The sequence below is a fragment of the Pseudomonas mucidolens genome, assembly GCF_900106045.1.
In the GTDB taxonomy this organism is placed as follows: Bacteria; Pseudomonadota; Gammaproteobacteria; order Pseudomonadales; family Pseudomonadaceae; genus Aquipseudomonas; species Aquipseudomonas mucidolens.
On record NZ_LT629802.1, the window covers coordinates 791,186 to 806,204 of the forward strand.

Consider the following 15,019-nt stretch of genomic DNA (forward strand, 5'->3'; position numbering starts at 1 on the left):
GGTTATGGTAGTCAAGGTTCTGGTGGTGGACGATTCGGGCTTCTTCCGCCGCCGCGTCTCGGAAATTCTTTCGGCGGATTCCAATATCCAGGTGGTCGGTACGGCCACCAATGGCAAAGAGGCGATTGATCAGGCGCTGGCGCTGAAACCGGACGTGATCACCATGGACTACGAGATGCCGATGATGGATGGCATCACCGCCGTTCGGCACATCATGCAACGCTGTCCGACCCCGGTATTGATGTTCTCGTCGCTGACGCACGAAGGCGCCCGAGTCACTCTCGATGCGCTGGACGCTGGCGCCGTGGACTTCCTGCCGAAGAACTTCGAAGACATTTCGCGCAACCCGGAAAAGGTCAAGCAGATGCTCTGCGAGAAGGTGCATAGCATCTCGCGCAGTAATCGTGGCAGCTTCAGGGCTTCCGCGCCAACATCGACACCGACACCGACACCGACACCGACACCGACACCGGCGCCCGTGGCCACGCCATCGGCGCCCAGCACTTTCGGGCGCCCGGTGCCAGCTTCGCGTCCAGCCGTGGCGCCGGCGCGCACGCCCGTCTCGAGTGCGGCTTCACCCAAGCGCAAAGCCTACAAGCTGGTTGCCATCGGCACCTCGACTGGCGGCCCTGTGGCTCTGCAGCGGGTGTTGACCCAGCTACCGGCCAACTTCCCGGCGCCGATCGTGTTGATCCAGCATATGCCCGCTGCGTTCACCAAGGCCTTTGCCGAACGCTTGGACAAACTGTGTCGCATCAGCGTCAAGGAAGCCGAGGACGGTGACATTCTGCGCCCGGGCCTGGCGTTGCTGGCGCCAGGCGGCAAACAGATGATGATTGACGGCCGCGGTGCGGTGAAAATCCTGCCGGGTGACGAGCGTCTGAACTACAAGCCTTGTGTGGACATCACCTTCGGCTCGGCGGCCAAGTCCTACGGTGACAAAGTTCTGGCGGTGGTGCTCACTGGCATGGGCGCCGACGGCCGTGAAGGTGCGCGCCTGCTCAAGCAGGGCGGCAGCGCGATCTGGGCGCAGGATGAGGCCAGCTGCGTGATCTACGGCATGCCGATGGCCATCGTCAAGGCCGACCTGGCCGATGCGGTCTACAGCCTGGATGACATTGGCAAGCACCTAGTGGAGGCTTGTCTCTGATGGATGTGTTGAGTCTGATTGGCATCATCTTGGCGTTTGTCGCCATTATCGGCGGCAACTACCTCGAAGGAGGGCATCTCGGTGCCCTGGCCAACGGTCCGGCGGCGTTGATCGTGATTGGCGGTACGGTGGGCGCGGCGCTGTTGCAGTCGCCCTTGAGTTCGTTCAAGCGCGCGATGCAGATTCTGGTGTGGATCATTTTTCCACCCCGCGTGGATTTGGCCGGTGGCGTTGACCGCGTGGTCAACTGGAGCCTCACAGCGCGCAAGGAAGGCCTGCTTGGCCTCGAAGGCGTGGCCGATGCGGAACCCGACAGCTATGCGCGCAAAGGTCTGCAATTGCTGGTCGACGGCGCCGAGCCGGAAGCCATTCGCAGCATCCTGGAGGTGGATTTCTACACCCAGGAAAGTCGCGATATCAACGCCGCCAAAGTCTTTGAAAGCATGGGTGGCTATGCGCCGACCATCGGCATCATCGGCGCGGTCATGGGCTTGATCCACGTGATGGGCAACCTGGCCGATCCTTCGCAATTGGGCAGCGGTATTGCCGTGGCGTTCGTCGCCACCATCTACGGCGTGGCCAGTGCCAACCTGTTGCTGCTACCGATCGCCAGCAAGCTCAAGTCCATTGCCCTACGCCAGTCACGTTATCGTGAAATGCTGCTTGAAGGCATTCTGTCGATTGCCGAGGGCGAGAACCCGCGCTCCATCGAATTGAAGCTCCAGGGCTTCATGGATTGATGGGGAGTATTGCCTGTGAGCCGTCGTCGCCGCGAACCTGAAGAGCACGTCAACCATGAACGCTGGTTGGTGTCCTACGCCGACTTCATCACTTTGCTGTTCGCTTTTTTCGTGGTGATGTACTCCATTTCTTCGATCAACGAAGGCAAGTACAAGGTCATCTCCGAGGCGCTGGTGGGTGTGTTTACCGACTCCGACCGCGCCCTCAAGCCGATTCCGATTGGTGACGAACGCCCCAAGAGCGTGACGCCGGCCAAACCGTTGGTCAAAGACAGCGATGAGACCGACGCCGGCATCAGTGGCGGCAGCGATCCGCTCAAGAGTATCGCCGACGACATCAGCGCGGCGTTTGGCGACTTGATCAGTTCCAACCAGATGACGATTCGTGGCAATGAGCTGTGGGTGGAAATCGAACTCAACTCCAGTCTGCTGTTTGCCAGCGCCGATGCCCTCCCCAGCGACATGGCGTTCAGCATCATCGATAAGGTCGCAGCGATCTTGAAACCTTTCGACAACCCGATTCACGTCGAGGGCTTTACCGACAATCTGCCGATCCACACGGCGCTGTACCCCACCAACTGGGAATTGTCGTCGGCGCGTTCGGCGAGCATCGTGCGCATGTTGGCGATGCAGGGCGTTAATCCCGAGCGCCTGGCTTCCGTGGGGTACGGCGAATTCCAGCCCGTGGCCAATAATGCGACCGCCGAAGGCCGGGCGCGTAACCGCCGGGTCGTGCTGGTGGTCTCGCGCAACCTGGATGTGCGCCGCAGCCTGACCGCCACCGGGGCCGCCAATGCACGACCGGATGCAGCATTGAAGCGGGCTGGCACACAAACTGCACCGACGCCCGTAAAGCCGCCGGTTCGTGCGAACGCCGTCAATTCTCCGTCACCGGCTCTATAACCTCGTGCTATTTCTCGGTCGAGCCAGTGCCCACCGGGAGGAACAATCCGAATGAGAGTCTGGGCAGTTTCCAGTCAAAAGGGTGGGGTCGGCAAGACCACCACGTCCATCGCCTTAGCCGGCTTGCTGGCCGAGGCGGGCAAACGTGTGGTCATTGTCGACCTCGATCCCCACGGCTCGATGACCAGCTATTTTGGTTACGACCCGGATGCGCTGGAACACAGTTGCTACGACCTGTTCCTGCACAAGGGCAGCGTGCCTGACGGGTTGCCGGGGCAACTGCTGCTGTCCACCAGCAATGAGAGCATTTCGTTACTGCCCTCCAGCACGGCCTTGGCCACCCTTGAGCGACAATCGCCAGGGCAAAGCGGCCTGGGCCTGGTGATCGCCAAGACCCTGGCGCAGCTGTGGCAGGACTTCGACTACGCGATCATCGACAGCCCGCCGTTGCTCGGTGTGCTGATGGTCAACGCTTTGGCGGCTAGCCAGCAGTTGGTGATCCCGGTACAGACCGAGCACCTGGCGGTCAAGGGCCTGGAACGCATGGTCAGCACCCTCGCCATGATCAACCGTTCGCGCAAGCAGGCGCTGCCGTTCAGCATCGTCCCGACCTTATTCGATCGCCGTACCCAAGCCTCGCTTGGCACGTTGCGCGTCTTGCGTGACGCCTATCCGGACACTATCTGGCAAGGCTACATCCCGGTCGACACACGCTTGCGCGATGCCAGCCGCGCCGGTCTGACACCGTCGCAATTCGATGGCAAAAGCCGCGGCGTACTGGCTTATCGGGCATTGCTCAAGCATCTGCTGGCGCAGCAGCTTGTAGCGCAGGTGGCGTGAGATGAGAGTTTATTCAAGTCAGTGGGCCATCGAGCCGATAACCTCTCAAGACAGGGGTAACAGGACTTGCGCGTGGGCATACAGATGAATCGTCCTGTGGATACCAAGAGCCCGCCGCAACTGGCGTTGCAGTCTTATCTGGATGCGTTGCTGCAAGAGGCCACAGAGGACGCGCTGCCCGCACCGATTCTGGTGCTGGATGAAGTGATTGTTGCGCAAAGCGTCGAGCCTGAGGCCAGCCTGGATGAGTTTCAATTGGCGGTACTGGAAGAGCAGGCCCGCGATGCCTTGGTTGAGTCGGTTCCGGTAGCTGCAGTACCTCTGGTGCTGGTGCCGCCGGTGGCGGAGGTTCATCTTGCGCCAAGCATTACACCGCCGCCGAAGGAACCCGAAGGTCGACCTGCGTGGGCCGCCGAACCGTTCGAATGCCTGCTGTTCGACGTGGCCGGGCTGACACTGGCAGTGCCGCTGGTGTGCCTGGGATCGATTTACTCCCTGGAAGGCCAGGAGTTGACGCCGTTGTTTGGCCAGCCGGATTGGTTCCTCGGAATCCTGCCGAGCCAGGCAGGCAACCTCAAGGTGCTGGATACGGCGCGCTGGGTCATGCCCGACCGCTACCGCGATGATTTTCGTCAGGGCCTGCAGTATGTGATTTCGGTTCAGGGTTACGAGTGGGGGTTGGCGGTGCATCAAGTCAGCCGCTCGTTGCGCCTGGACCCCAATGAAATCAAATGGCGCAGCCAGAGAGGCCAGCGGCCTTGGCTGGCGGGCACGGTGATTGAGCACATGTGCGCACTGCTGGATGTCGCGGAACTGGCGGAACTGATCGCCAGCGGTGGGGTGAAAGATATGCAAGGCAACAAACGTACTTGAAGCGACGCAGCACGGTTGTGCTGCCTAAAAAGAACACGCCGTCATCAACGGTATTTGAAGGGGTCAGGGGTATGAACAAGTCAGCGTCCGCACAGGGTTTGGATGATCCGATCCTGCAATGGGTTACCTTCAAGCTGGACAACGAGTCTTACGGCATCAACGTGATGCGCGTGCAAGAAGTGCTGCGCTACACCGAAATCGCACCGGTGCCGGGTGCGCCCAGCTACGTGCTGGGTATCATCAACCTGCGCGGTAATGTCGTCACCGTGATCGACACGCGCCAGCGCTTTGGCCTGGCATCCGCCGAGGTCAACGACAATACTCGTATCGTCATCATCGAAGCCGACAAGCAAGTGGTCGGGATCATGGTCGACAGCGTGGCCGAAGTGGTTTACCTGCGTCAGTCGGAAGTCGAGACCGCGCCGAATGTCGGCAACGAAGAATCAGCCAAGTTCATCCAGGGCGTGTGCAACAAGAACGGCGAGCTGCTGATTCTGGTTGAGCTGGACAAGATGATGAGCGAAGAAGAGTGGTCGGATCTGGAGAACATCTGATTGATCCTCGAGGTAGTGGTGATCGTCCTGGCCCTGCTGTGGGTTGGGACTCTCGGTTTCCTGCTGCGCTATATGCGCCAGCAGCGCGCGTTGGCGATGCAGCAGGCCGAGCGCGATGCGGTGCGTGATCAGCGCATCAAGGAGCTGGTGCGGCGGGTGGATAACTTCCAGCAGAGCGCGGTTCGGGTAGGCGATGACGTGCATGAGTTGCGTGCAATCCTCGCGCCCCTGCCGGACAAGTTGTCGGCGCTTGAGCAGCGTGATCCTTCAAGCCTGTCTTTCGCCCAGGCGGCGAAGCTGGTGGGTATGGGCGCCACGGTGGATGAACTGACCCAGTCCTGTGGCTTGACCCAGGCTGAGGCGCAGTTGATGAGCAAGTTGCACAAGGGCTGAACAGCCGGGTTATCTCGCTGTGGCGCGGGGGCTCAGTAGTCTTCTCCCTGAGCTGTCACGTCACGCTCCACCGGCCCCGCCTCCGGGTCGTAGTCCGCCGGGAACTTGCCTTTCAATGTCCAGGCAAACGCAATGATCTCGGCAATGGTGCGGTACAGCTCCTCGGGGATGCTGTCACCCAGCTCCATTCTCGCGAGCAATTTGACCAGCTCGGCATTTTCATAAATCGGCACTTCGTTTTCCCGCGCCAATTTGAGGATCGCTTCGGCCAAGGCGTCGTCGCCTTTGGCGCTCAAGGTGGGGGCGAGTTTGCCATCGTACTTGAGGGCGATGGCCTGGCGCGGCGGATTGGGGTTTTTCATGCGGTTTCATCCACCCAGCGTTGTTCAAGCCCGGTTTTTGGCCCGCGGGGCGGGGTGCCGAGGTGGCAGTCGAGATCGCCGACGTTCAGCCCCGAAGACACCAGGCGCTCACGCAGACTGCCCAGGTGACTTTCGATCAGGCTGGCGGTGTAGGGGCGGATTGCCCATAACTGGCTGGAGAGTTTGCCTTGGTTCAATTGCGCCTGGACTTGCAATGGCCCCAGCGGCTCCATGTCAAAAGCCAGCTCGACGCGCCAGAGCATTTTTTTCGCGTCGCGTTCGATCTTGCGTTCAGGTTCATCCTTGTCCGGCGTCGGCTCTTCACGCTGGAACTTGACCTGCAATGGCACGATGTCCTGCATCGTGCGCATAGGGATCTCCAGTTGCCAGGTGGTCAATAGTTTGCCATCGGCCGTGGTGCCGGTTTGTTCCAGGCTCGAAAGTTGATGGCTTTGCAAGCGCGAGATGGCAGCGGCGGCCAGGCGCAGCAGGTTTTCCAGGCTGCTTTCACCTTCCAGGCGTTGCATCAGCCGTTCCGGTAGCGGGAAGCTGTTGGCCGCGGTGCGAGCGCCGAGCTGACCCAGGGTCCCCAACGGGCTGCGCACGAAGCTGGGCAACATGTGCGCGAGGGTGTTGGCGGCGAGGATGGCATTGAGGTTGGTGTGGGCGGGCAGGGCCGGCGTGAGTTCGGCCACCAGGCGCAGCAGGCTGCCCTTCATGTCGAGGGGCGGTACTTGCGGGTTTTGCCCAGCCAGTAATTTGGCTTCAAGAAAGATGCCGCTGTTGTGCAGCGATTGCGCCAATGCCTTGGGGTTGCTGGCTTGAGCGAGGTCTGGCAAACCGGCCAGCAGGCGCTCTACGGCAACCCGCAGTTGCACCGGTGTGTCGGCGCTGCGGGGCATGTTTTGCAACGCATTGAGCAGCCCCTCCAGGGAGCCCTGGCGGCTTTGCTGGGTGGCGAGTTGTTGACTGATCGCCAGTTGTTCCTGGCGCCCGCTCAGCGGTACGAAGTTCAGGGTCTGGGCACTCTGGACCACCGCGCTGAGCAAGCTGCCGACGCGCAAGGGCTGCGGACTTTCGAGCGTCAAGGTAGTGCCAACCAGCGCGTTGTTGAGCACCGAAACCAACGAACGAAAGAGCGCCGGCTGCCCGGCGCCCTGAGGCAGCGCCTGGGACGTCAGAACCTTGGCTTGCAGCAACGTGCCTATCGGCAATTGGGTGGTATCAATCCGGGTGAGGGCGGCGACGTTGGCGCTAAGCGCTTGTTGCAGAGTGATGGCCAGGTCACCCGATGCGGTCTGGCTCACCGCCACGTTGCTACCCAGCGGCAGCGGCTGGTTGCTGGCGGCCTGTACCAGGGTTTGTCGACCACCTTCCAGGGTCAGCTTGAGCAGCAACTGAAAGGCTTCACCGCCCTGCTTGAGAGCCAGCACCTCGGCATTCACGGTTTTTCCGGCATCGATCAATCCGGTCTGGGGCTCCAGCAGTTTCAACAGTTCACCCACCGCAGGTGGGGGTCGAGGTCCGGTGGTCGTGGCCGGAGGAAGGGGTGGAAGGTTGATGTCACCGGTCATCGTGGTCGCCATCTCAAGGAAATTGCCCTCTTTAGAGTAGGGCATCGCATGTATAATGCCGCCCGTCTTCAAAGAGCGGGTCAAAAACATCACACCTGATTGATCCAGCTCTCTAAAACAGGCCGCCAATGGGTTTATTGTGCATCTCTTTAACGGCCGTTCCATTGCCGACTTGAACTGTAAAGGCCCGCGATCTCTTGACCAGTCCACTTTTAGAAGCCGTTGCGCTCACCTGTGAGCGAGACCTGCGGATGTTGTTCGATCACCTCGAACTGCGTCTGACGGGCGGCGACATGGTGCAGATCAGCGGACCTAACGGCAGCGGCAAGACCAGCCTGTTGCGCCTGTTGGCGGGCCTGATGCAGCCGACGGCGGGGCAGGTGCGGCTCAACGGCAAGCCGTTGACCGAGCAACGCACTGAGCTGGCGCGTAATCTGCTGTGGATCGGCCATGCCGCCGGGATCAAGGATGTGCTGACGCCTGAAGAGAACCTCGGTTGGCTTAGCGCCCTGCATCATCCGACGAACCGCGAGTCGATTTGGCGGGCGTTGGCCGCCGTGGGCCTGAAGGGGTTTGAAGACGTGCCGTGTCACACCCTGTCTGCCGGCCAGCAGCGGCGGGTGGCCCTGGCCCGCTTGTATCTGCCGGGCCCGCCGTTGTGGATTCTCGACGAACCGTTCACCGCCCTCGATAAACAGGGCGTGGCGCAACTGGAAGAGCACTTGGCCAAACACTGTGAGCACGGTGGCATGGTGGTCCTGACCACTCACCATACGCTGGCCCGGATACCGCATGGTTACCGTGAGCTGGACCTGGGACGGTGGTCGGTATGAGTGTATTTGCCCTGTTGGTGGCCCGTGAAGCGCGGTTGCTGTGTCGCCGTCCGGCTGAGTTGGCCAACCCGCTGGTGTTCTTTGCCATCGTCATCGCGCTGTTTCCGTTGGCGGTCGGGCCCGAGACAAAACTGTTGCAAACCTTGTCGCCGGGGCTGGTCTGGGTGGCGGCACTTTTGTCCGTCCTGCTCTCGCTGGACGGGCTGTTTCGCAGTGATTTCGAAGATGGTTCCCTGGAGCAGTGGGTCCTTTCGTCGCACCCCTTGCCTCTTCTGGTTCTGGCCAAGGTGCTGGCACACTGGGCGTTTTCCGGGCTGGCGCTGGTGTTGCTCGCGCCGCTGCTGGCGATGATGCTGGGATTGCCTTCCGAATGCCTGCCAGTGCTACTCGCTTCGTTATTGCTCGGCACCCCGGTGTTGAGCCTGCTGGGCGCGGTGGGGGCGGCGCTGACTGTCGGTTTGAAACGTGGGGGACTGTTGCTGGCCCTGCTTATTTTGCCTTTGTATATCCCGGTGTTGATCCTGGGCAGCGGTGCCTTGCAGGCCGCGCTCATGGGGATGCCGGCGACCGGTTACCTGTTGTGGCTTGGCAGCCTGACCGCCCTGGCGGTAACCCTGACACCCTTTGCTATAGCGGCTGGCCTGAAGATCAGCGTCGGCGAATAATGAGGTCTGACCCGGTGTTTTCGCTGAGTCAGTAAAGACCCTAAGCTTCTTGCAATGACAAGAAGCAACCGTGATGGAAACAGCAATGAACTGGACCTGGTTTCACAAGCTCGGCTCGCCCAAGTGGTTCTATGGCATCAGTGGCAAACTCCTGCCATGGCTCAGTGTCGCCGCTGTGTTGCTGATCGGCATCGGCCTGGTCTGGGGCCTGGCCTTCGCGCCGCCTGACTACCAGCAAGGCAACAGCTTTCGCATCATCTATATCCACGTGCCCAGTGCGTTGCTGGCCCAGTCCATCTACGTGATGCTGGCGGTGTGCGGCATCGTCGGCCTGGTCTGGAAGATGAAACTGGCCGACGTTGCCCTGCAATGTGCTGCGCCCATCGGTGCCTGGATGACCGCGGTGGCGCTGATCACCGGGGCGATCTGGGGCAAGCCGACCTGGGGCTCGTGGTGGGTCTGGGATGCGCGACTAACGTCGATGCTGATTCTGCTGTTCCTGTACTTCGGTCTGATTGCCCTGGGCAACGCCATCAGCAATCGTGAGAGTGCCGCCAAGGCCTGTGCGGTACTGGCGATTGTCGGCGTGATCAACATCCCGATCATCAAGTACTCGGTGGAGTGGTGGAACACCCTGCACCAGGGCGCGACCTTTACCCTGACTGAAAAACCGGCGATGCCCGTGGAAATGTGGGCGCCGCTGTTGCTGATGGTTCTGGGGTTCTACTGCTTCTTCGGTGCCGTATTGCTGATGCGCATGCGCCTCGAGGTGCTCAAGCGTGAAGCCCGCGCCAGTTGGGTGAAGGTCGAAGTGCAAAACAGCCTGGGAGCCCGAGGATGAGTTTCGCCTCTTTCAGTGATTTTCTCGCCATGGGCCATCACGGCCTGTTCGTTTGGACGGCCTATGGCATTTGCCTGGTGGTGCTGGCGCTCAACGTCGCTGCGCCGATCCTGGCCCGCAAGCGTTACCTGCAACAAGAGGCGCGTCGTCTGCGCCGGGAGACCGATAAGTGAATCCGCTGCGTCGAAAACGTCTGTTGATCATCCTCGCCATTCTGCTCGGTGTCGGCCTCGCCGTGGGCCTGGCCTTGAGTGCCTTGCAGCAGAACATCAACCTGTTCTACACCCCGACCCAGATTGCCAACGGCGAAGCACCGCTGGACACGCGCATTCGCGCAGGCGGCATGGTCGAGGCCGGTTCCCTGAAACGTTCCGGTGACTCCCTGGACGTCAGATTCGTGGTCACCGACTTCAATAAATCGGTGACCATCACCTACCGCGGCATCCTCCCGGACCTGTTCCGTGAAGGCCAGGGCATCGTCGCGCTCGGCAAGCTCAACGCTGATGGCGTGGTGGTCGCCGATGAAGTGCTGGCCAAGCACGATGAGAAGTACATGCCGCCGGAAGTGACCAAAGCCCTGAACGAAAGCGGTCAGTCGGCTCCCACACCTGCCAAGGAGGGCTAACTGATGACCTCTGCACTGTTTATTCCCGAACTGGGCCAGTTGGCGATGATCCTCGCCCTGTGCTTCGCTGTCGTCCAGGCGATTGTCCCGCTGCTGGGCGCCTGGCGCGGTGATCGCCTGTGGATGAGTCTGGCCCAGCCAGCCGCCTGGGGCCAGTTCGCGTTTCTCGGGTTCGCATTTGGCTGCCTGACCTACGCTTTCATGACTGACGATTTTTCTGTCGCTTACGTCGCGAGCAACTCCAACAGTGCCTTGCCCTGGTACTACAAGTTCAGCGCGGTGTGGGGGGCCCACGAAGGCTCCCTGTTGCTGTGGGCTTTGATTCTCGGCGGCTGGACGTTCGCGGTATCGGTGTTCTCCCGGCAGTTGCCGCAAGTGATGCTGGCCCGAGTGCTGGCAGTGATGGGCATGATCAGCATTGGCTTCCTGCTGTTTTTGATCATGACCTCCAACCCGTTTGAGCGGATCCTGCCGCAAATCCCTACCGACGGTCGTGACCTCAACCCGTTGCTGCAGGACATCGGCCTGATCGTCCACCCGCCGATGTTGTACATGGGCTACGTCGGTTTCTCGGTGGCCTTTGCCTTCGCCATCGCCGCACTGTTGGGCGGGCGCCTCGATGCGGCCTGGGCGCGCTGGTCGCGGCCGTGGACCATCGTTGCCTGGGCCTTCCTCGGCATCGGCATCACCTTGGGTTCGTGGTGGGCCTACTACGAACTTGGCTGGGGTGGCTGGTGGTTCTGGGACCCGGTGGAAAACGCCTCGTTCATGCCGTGGCTGGTGGGCACCGCGCTGATTCACTCGTTGGCTGTTACCGAAAAACGCGGCGTGTTCAAGAGCTGGACCGTGTTGCTGGCCATCGCCGCATTTTCGCTGAGTCTGCTGGGTACGTTCCTGGTCCGTTCAGGCGTGCTGACCTCGGTTCACGCTTTTGCCTCCGACCCCGAGCGCGGGGTGTTCATCCTGATCTTCCTGCTGCTGGTCGTGGGCGGTTCCCTGACGCTGTTCGCCTTGCGCGCGCCGGTGGTCAAGAGTCACGTTGGCTTCAACCTGTGGTCACGGGAAACCTTGCTGCTGGGCAATAACCTGGTGCTGGTGGTGGCTGCCTCGATGATCCTGCTGGGCACCTTGTATCCGCTGATGCTCGATGCGCTGACCGGCGCCAAGCTCTCGGTCGGGCCACCCTATTTCAATGCGTTGTTTATCCCGTTGATGGGTCTGCTGATGGTGGTGATGGCCATCGGCATGCTGGTGCGCTGGAAAGACACGCCGGTCAAATGGCTGGTGGGCATGTTGATCCCGGTACTGCTGGGCAGCGCTGCATTGTCGGTGGTCGCCGGAATCGCCTACGGTGACTTCAATTGGGCGGTGCTTGCCACGTTCATGCTGGCGGCCTGGGTGTTGTTGGCTGGTGTGCGAGACATCGTCGACAAGACCCGCCATAAAGGCTTGATCAAGGGCCTGCCGAGCCTGACTCGCAGCTATTGGGGCATGCAGATCGCGCATATCGGTATCGCGGTTTGCGCGCTGGGCGTGGTGTTGTCCAGCCAGAACAGTGCCGAACGCGATCTGCGCCTGGCGCCTGGCGAGTCCATGGACCTGGCCGGTTACCAGTTTGTCTTTGAAGGCGCGAAGCACTTCGAAGGGCCGAACTTCACGTCGGACAAAGGCACCGTGCGCGTGGTACGCAAGGGCAAGGAAATTGCCGTGCTGCACCCGGAAAAGCGCCTGTACACCGTGCAGAACTCGATGATGACCGAGGCCGGGATCGACGCCGGTTTCACCCGTGACCTCTACGTCGCCCTCGGCGAGCCATTGGGCGACGGCGCCTGGGCGGTACGGGTCCACGTCAAGCCGTTCGTGCGCTGGATCTGGTTCGGCGGCCTGCTCACAGGTTTCGGCGGTTTGCTGGCGGCGATGGATCGGCGTTATCGGGTCAAGGTCAAGAGCCGGGTGCGTGAAGCCCTCGGCCTGCAAGGAGCAGAGGTATGAAGCGTTGGTTGATGGTTGTGCCGCTGGCGCTGTTCCTGCTGGTGGCGGTGTTCTTGTATCGCGGCCTGTACCTGGACCCGGCGGAGTTACCGTCGGCGATGATCGGCAAGCCATTCCCGGCCTTTTCCCTGCCTACCGTGCAGGGCGACAAGACCTTGACCCAGGCCGACCTGCAGGGCAAGCCGGCGTTGGTCAACGTCTGGGCGACCTGGTGCATTTCCTGCCGCGTCGAGCATCCGGTATTGAACAAGCTGGCCGAAAAAGGTGTGGTGATCTACGGGGTCAACTACAAGGACGACAATGCGGCGGCCTTGAAGTGGCTGGCGGAGTTCCATAATCCTTATCAGTTGGATATCCGCGATGAAGACGGCAATCTTGGCCTGAACCTCGGCGTCTATGGTGCCCCGGAAACCTTCTTCATCGATGCCAAGGGCGTGATTCGCGACAAGTTCGTCGGTGTGATCGACGAAGTGGTCTGGCGTGAGCAACTGGCCGCCAAATACCAGGCGCTGGTGGATGAGGCCAGACCATGAAGCGTTGGTTGACCGCTGCTGTATTGACGCTGGGATTGATGGGCGTGGCCCACGCCGCGATCGACACCTACGAGTTTGCCAATGACGGTGAGCGCGAGCGTTTCCGCGAATTGACCAAGGAACTGCGCTGTCCCAAGTGTCAGAACCAGGACATCGCCGACTCCAACGCGCCGATTGCTGCCGACCTGCGCAAAGAAATTTTCCGCATGTTGGGGGAGGGCAAGAACAATCAGCAGATCATCGACTTCATGGTCGACCGCTACGGTGATTTCGTCCGCTACAAACCGGCCCTCACCGCCAAGACCGCGCTGCTCTGGTTTGGCCCCGCCGGCCTGCTGCTGGGTGGGCTGGTGATCATGGCGGTGATCGTCCGCCGTCGCCGCGTCGCTCCGACCGATGGTTCGGACACGCTATCCGCTTCCGAGCGTCAACGCCTCGACCAACTGCTGGACGAAAAAACCGATGATTGATTTCTGGCTCGCAGCAGGCCTGCTGCTCCTGGTTGCCTTGAGTATCCTGCTGATCCCGGTATTGCGCGTGCGCCGTGCCCAGCGTGAGGAGGATCGCACCGCTCTGAACGTCGCGCTGTATCAGGAGCGCGTGGCCGAGCTGCAAACCCAGCAAAGCGAAGGTGTACTTGACGCCGCGCAACTGGATGCAGGCCGCGCTGAGGCCGCTCGAGAATTGTTGGCCGATACCGAAGGCGTGGAAAAACCACGCGAGTCGCGACTGGGCAAGCCCTTGCCATTGCTCGCGGCGTTCCTGGTGCCGGTCCTGGGCCTTGGTTTGTACTTGCACTTCGGCGCCAGCGACAAGGTCGAACTGACCCGCGAATTTTCCCAACCGCCGGTGTCCATGGAAGACATGACCCAGCGCCTGGAACGTGCGGCGGCCGCGCAACCGGATTCGGCCGAAGGCCTGTATTTCCTCGGTCGGGCCTACATGGCTCAGGATCGGTCGGCGGACGCGGCGAAAGTCTTCGAACGCACCGTGAGCCTGGCCGGTCGTCAGCCTGAGTTGCTCGGGCAATGGGCGCAGGCGCAGTACTTCGCGGATAACAAACAATGGTCGCCGAAAATCCAGGCCTTGACCGATGAAGCGCTGAAGCTTGATCCGAAGGAAGTCACCAGCCTGGGTTTGCTCGGTATCGCCGCCTTTGAAGGCCAGCGTTACCAGCAAGCCATTGATTACTGGAACCGTCTGTTGGCCCAGTTGCCGGAGCAGGATAAATCCCGCGCGGCGCTGCAGGGCGGGATTGACCGGGCGGCCGAGAAGTTGAAAGAGGGTGGTGGTGCAGTCGCGCCGACCCAGGCTGCCGCGCGGCTCAAAGTCCGCGTCGAGGTGTCGGCTGAGGTAAAAGCCAAGGCTCGGCCGACCGACAGCGTATTCATTTTCGTGCGTGCGGTCGGCGGCCCGCCGGCACCGCTGGCCGCCAAGCGCGTGAGCGTGGCTGACCTGCCGATCAGTGTCGAACTGGGTGATGCTGACGCGATGATGCCGCAGTTGAAACTGTCCAACTTTCCCGAAGTCCAACTCGTTGCGCGCATCTCCCGGGCAGGTCAACCGACTGCCGGTGAGTGGATCGGCCGCAGCCAACCCTTGGCGAGCAGCACCACTGCGACGCAGCAATTGATCATCGACAGTCCGGACAAGTAATTCGAGGAAACGCCCATGACCGCCATCGCTCGTATCACCTTGCTTAGCCTGGTTCTGGGGTTGAGTGCCTGTGCGGTGCATCGGCCGCCGGCGCAGACCGGCCCGACCATTCCGTCGTCAGGCCCGGCTACCCAACCCGGCACCCGGCCATCGACGCAACCGTCGACCCCGGCGACCCCCGCGCCACGGCCGATCCCCCGTACCTCGGCGACTTTCGCGCCACCACCGGGCGCCGAAAGTCACTGGGACGGCAAGATGGGCGTGTATGTGCTGGACGAACAGCCGGATACGTTCTATCGCCAGCGCACGTACTACCGCTGGAGCAATGGCTGGAGCCGTTCCATCAGCCCGAATGGGCCGTGGGAAGAAACCAATGTGCAGGGCGTGCCGCCGGGCTTGAGCAAGCACTACGCGAAGTAAGTAGCTGTAACGGTTGGCAATCGAAAATGGCCGTGCTCCAGGCCAAAGAACTGAAAAAGTTCGGG

At 61.3% G+C, this 15,019-nt stretch carries 19 protein-coding genes; 17 read left to right on the plus strand and 2 right to left on the minus strand.

All coding sequences use genetic code 11. The features are described from left to right. Positions 1–4: 4 nt before the first annotated feature. From BLU75_RS03930 to BLU75_RS03960, 7 genes are all read left to right on the plus strand, one after another. Entirely contained in the window at positions 5–1,150 is a 1,146-nt protein-coding gene (locus BLU75_RS03930; protein WP_084380774.1) for a protein-glutamate methylesterase/protein-glutamine glutaminase, read from the plus strand. Next, a complete protein-coding gene (locus tag BLU75_RS03935) occupies positions 1,150–1,890 on the plus strand; it encodes a flagellar motor protein (RefSeq protein ID WP_084380776.1) in 741 nt (246 codons plus the stop codon). Before BLU75_RS03930 ends, BLU75_RS03935 begins: the two co-directional genes overlap by 1 nt. A 15-nt stretch (positions 1,891–1,905) precedes the next feature. Further along, positions 1,906–2,793 (plus strand): flagellar motor protein MotD, encoded by an 888-nt coding sequence (gene motD / locus BLU75_RS03940; protein WP_084380778.1) that lies wholly within the window; start codon positions 1,906–1,908, stop codon positions 2,791–2,793. A gap of 51 nt (positions 2,794–2,844) precedes the next feature. Beyond that, positions 2,845–3,633 (plus strand): ParA family protein, encoded by a 789-nt coding sequence (locus BLU75_RS03945; RefSeq protein ID WP_084380780.1) that lies wholly within the window; start codon positions 2,845–2,847, stop codon positions 3,631–3,633. 84 nt (positions 3,634–3,717) lie between these two features. Beyond that, complete coding sequence (locus BLU75_RS03950; RefSeq protein WP_084380782.1) at positions 3,718–4,506, plus strand: CheW domain-containing protein; 789 nt, start codon at positions 3,718–3,720, stop codon at positions 4,504–4,506. A 71-nt stretch (positions 4,507–4,577) separates the two neighbouring features. Beyond that, the gene (locus tag BLU75_RS03955; protein WP_084380784.1) at positions 4,578–5,060 is read left to right on the plus strand and encodes a chemotaxis protein CheW; all 483 of its coding nucleotides are present in this window, start codon (positions 4,578–4,580) and stop codon (positions 5,058–5,060) included. Next, a complete protein-coding gene (locus BLU75_RS03960; protein ID WP_084380786.1) occupies positions 5,061–5,453 on the plus strand; it encodes a DUF2802 domain-containing protein in 393 nt (130 codons plus the stop codon). Between the two features lie 32 nt (positions 5,454–5,485). Here the strand turns inward: BLU75_RS03960 and BLU75_RS03965 are convergent, their stop codons facing one another. Both BLU75_RS03965 and fliK read right to left on the minus strand, forming a co-directional pair. Next, positions 5,486–5,815: an EscU/YscU/HrcU family type III secretion system export apparatus switch protein gene (locus BLU75_RS03965; protein ID WP_084380788.1), complete on the minus strand. Its 330-nt coding sequence runs from the start codon at positions 5,813–5,815 to the stop codon at positions 5,486–5,488. Next, positions 5,812–7,389: a flagellar hook-length control protein FliK gene (fliK, locus tag BLU75_RS03970; protein WP_084380821.1), complete on the minus strand. Its 1,578-nt coding sequence runs from the start codon at positions 7,387–7,389 to the stop codon at positions 5,812–5,814. The genes BLU75_RS03965 and fliK overlap by 4 nt, the downstream gene beginning before the upstream one ends. 251 nt (positions 7,390–7,640) lie before the next feature. Here fliK and ccmA point away from each other — a divergent pair, with 251 nt between their 5' ends. The 10 genes from ccmA to BLU75_RS04020 all read left to right on the plus strand — a co-directional run bounded on the left by ccmA (position 7,641) and on the right by BLU75_RS04020 (position 14,954). Next, positions 7,641–8,222, plus strand: coding sequence for a cytochrome c biogenesis heme-transporting ATPase CcmA (gene ccmA / locus BLU75_RS03975; protein WP_231982609.1), 582 nt, complete (start codon positions 7,641–7,643; stop codon positions 8,220–8,222). Further along, entirely contained in the window at positions 8,219–8,887 is a 669-nt protein-coding gene (gene ccmB / locus BLU75_RS03980; RefSeq protein WP_029292588.1) for a heme exporter protein CcmB, read from the plus strand. Before ccmA ends, ccmB begins: the two co-directional genes overlap by 4 nt. Before the next feature lie 85 nt (positions 8,888–8,972). Beyond that, positions 8,973–9,728, plus strand: coding sequence for a heme ABC transporter permease (locus tag BLU75_RS03985; RefSeq protein ID WP_084380790.1), 756 nt, complete (start codon positions 8,973–8,975; stop codon positions 9,726–9,728). Continuing rightward, positions 9,725–9,901, plus strand: a complete 177-nt coding sequence (gene ccmD, locus BLU75_RS03990; RefSeq protein WP_084380791.1) for a heme exporter protein CcmD — start codon at positions 9,725–9,727, stop codon at positions 9,899–9,901. The genes BLU75_RS03985 and ccmD overlap by 4 nt, the downstream gene beginning before the upstream one ends. Next, complete coding sequence (ccmE, locus tag BLU75_RS03995) at positions 9,898–10,353, plus strand: cytochrome c maturation protein CcmE (RefSeq protein ID WP_084380792.1); 456 nt, start codon at positions 9,898–9,900, stop codon at positions 10,351–10,353. Before ccmD ends, ccmE begins: the two co-directional genes overlap by 4 nt. Before the next feature lie 3 nt (positions 10,354–10,356). Continuing rightward, on the plus strand, positions 10,357–12,345 hold the full coding sequence (locus BLU75_RS04000) for a heme lyase CcmF/NrfE family subunit (protein ID WP_084380793.1): 1,989 nt from the start codon (positions 10,357–10,359) through the stop codon (positions 12,343–12,345). Continuing rightward, entirely contained in the window at positions 12,342–12,878 is a 537-nt protein-coding gene (locus BLU75_RS04005) for a DsbE family thiol:disulfide interchange protein (RefSeq protein ID WP_084380794.1), read from the plus strand. The genes BLU75_RS04000 and BLU75_RS04005 overlap by 4 nt, the downstream gene beginning before the upstream one ends. Then, positions 12,875–13,348 (plus strand): cytochrome c-type biogenesis protein, encoded by a 474-nt coding sequence (locus BLU75_RS04010; RefSeq protein WP_084380795.1) that lies wholly within the window; start codon positions 12,875–12,877, stop codon positions 13,346–13,348. The genes BLU75_RS04005 and BLU75_RS04010 overlap by 4 nt, the downstream gene beginning before the upstream one ends. Further along, positions 13,341–14,534 carry a c-type cytochrome biogenesis protein CcmI gene (gene ccmI, locus BLU75_RS04015; protein ID WP_084380796.1) on the plus strand — a complete coding sequence of 398 codons (1,194 nt, stop codon included), beginning with the start codon at positions 13,341–13,343 and terminating at the stop codon, positions 14,532–14,534. The genes BLU75_RS04010 and ccmI overlap by 8 nt, the downstream gene beginning before the upstream one ends. Before the next feature lie 15 nt (positions 14,535–14,549). Then, positions 14,550–14,954 carry a hypothetical protein gene (locus BLU75_RS04020; RefSeq protein WP_084380797.1) on the plus strand — a complete coding sequence of 135 codons (405 nt, stop codon included), beginning with the start codon at positions 14,550–14,552 and terminating at the stop codon, positions 14,952–14,954. Positions 14,955–15,019: the final 65 nt, after the last annotated feature.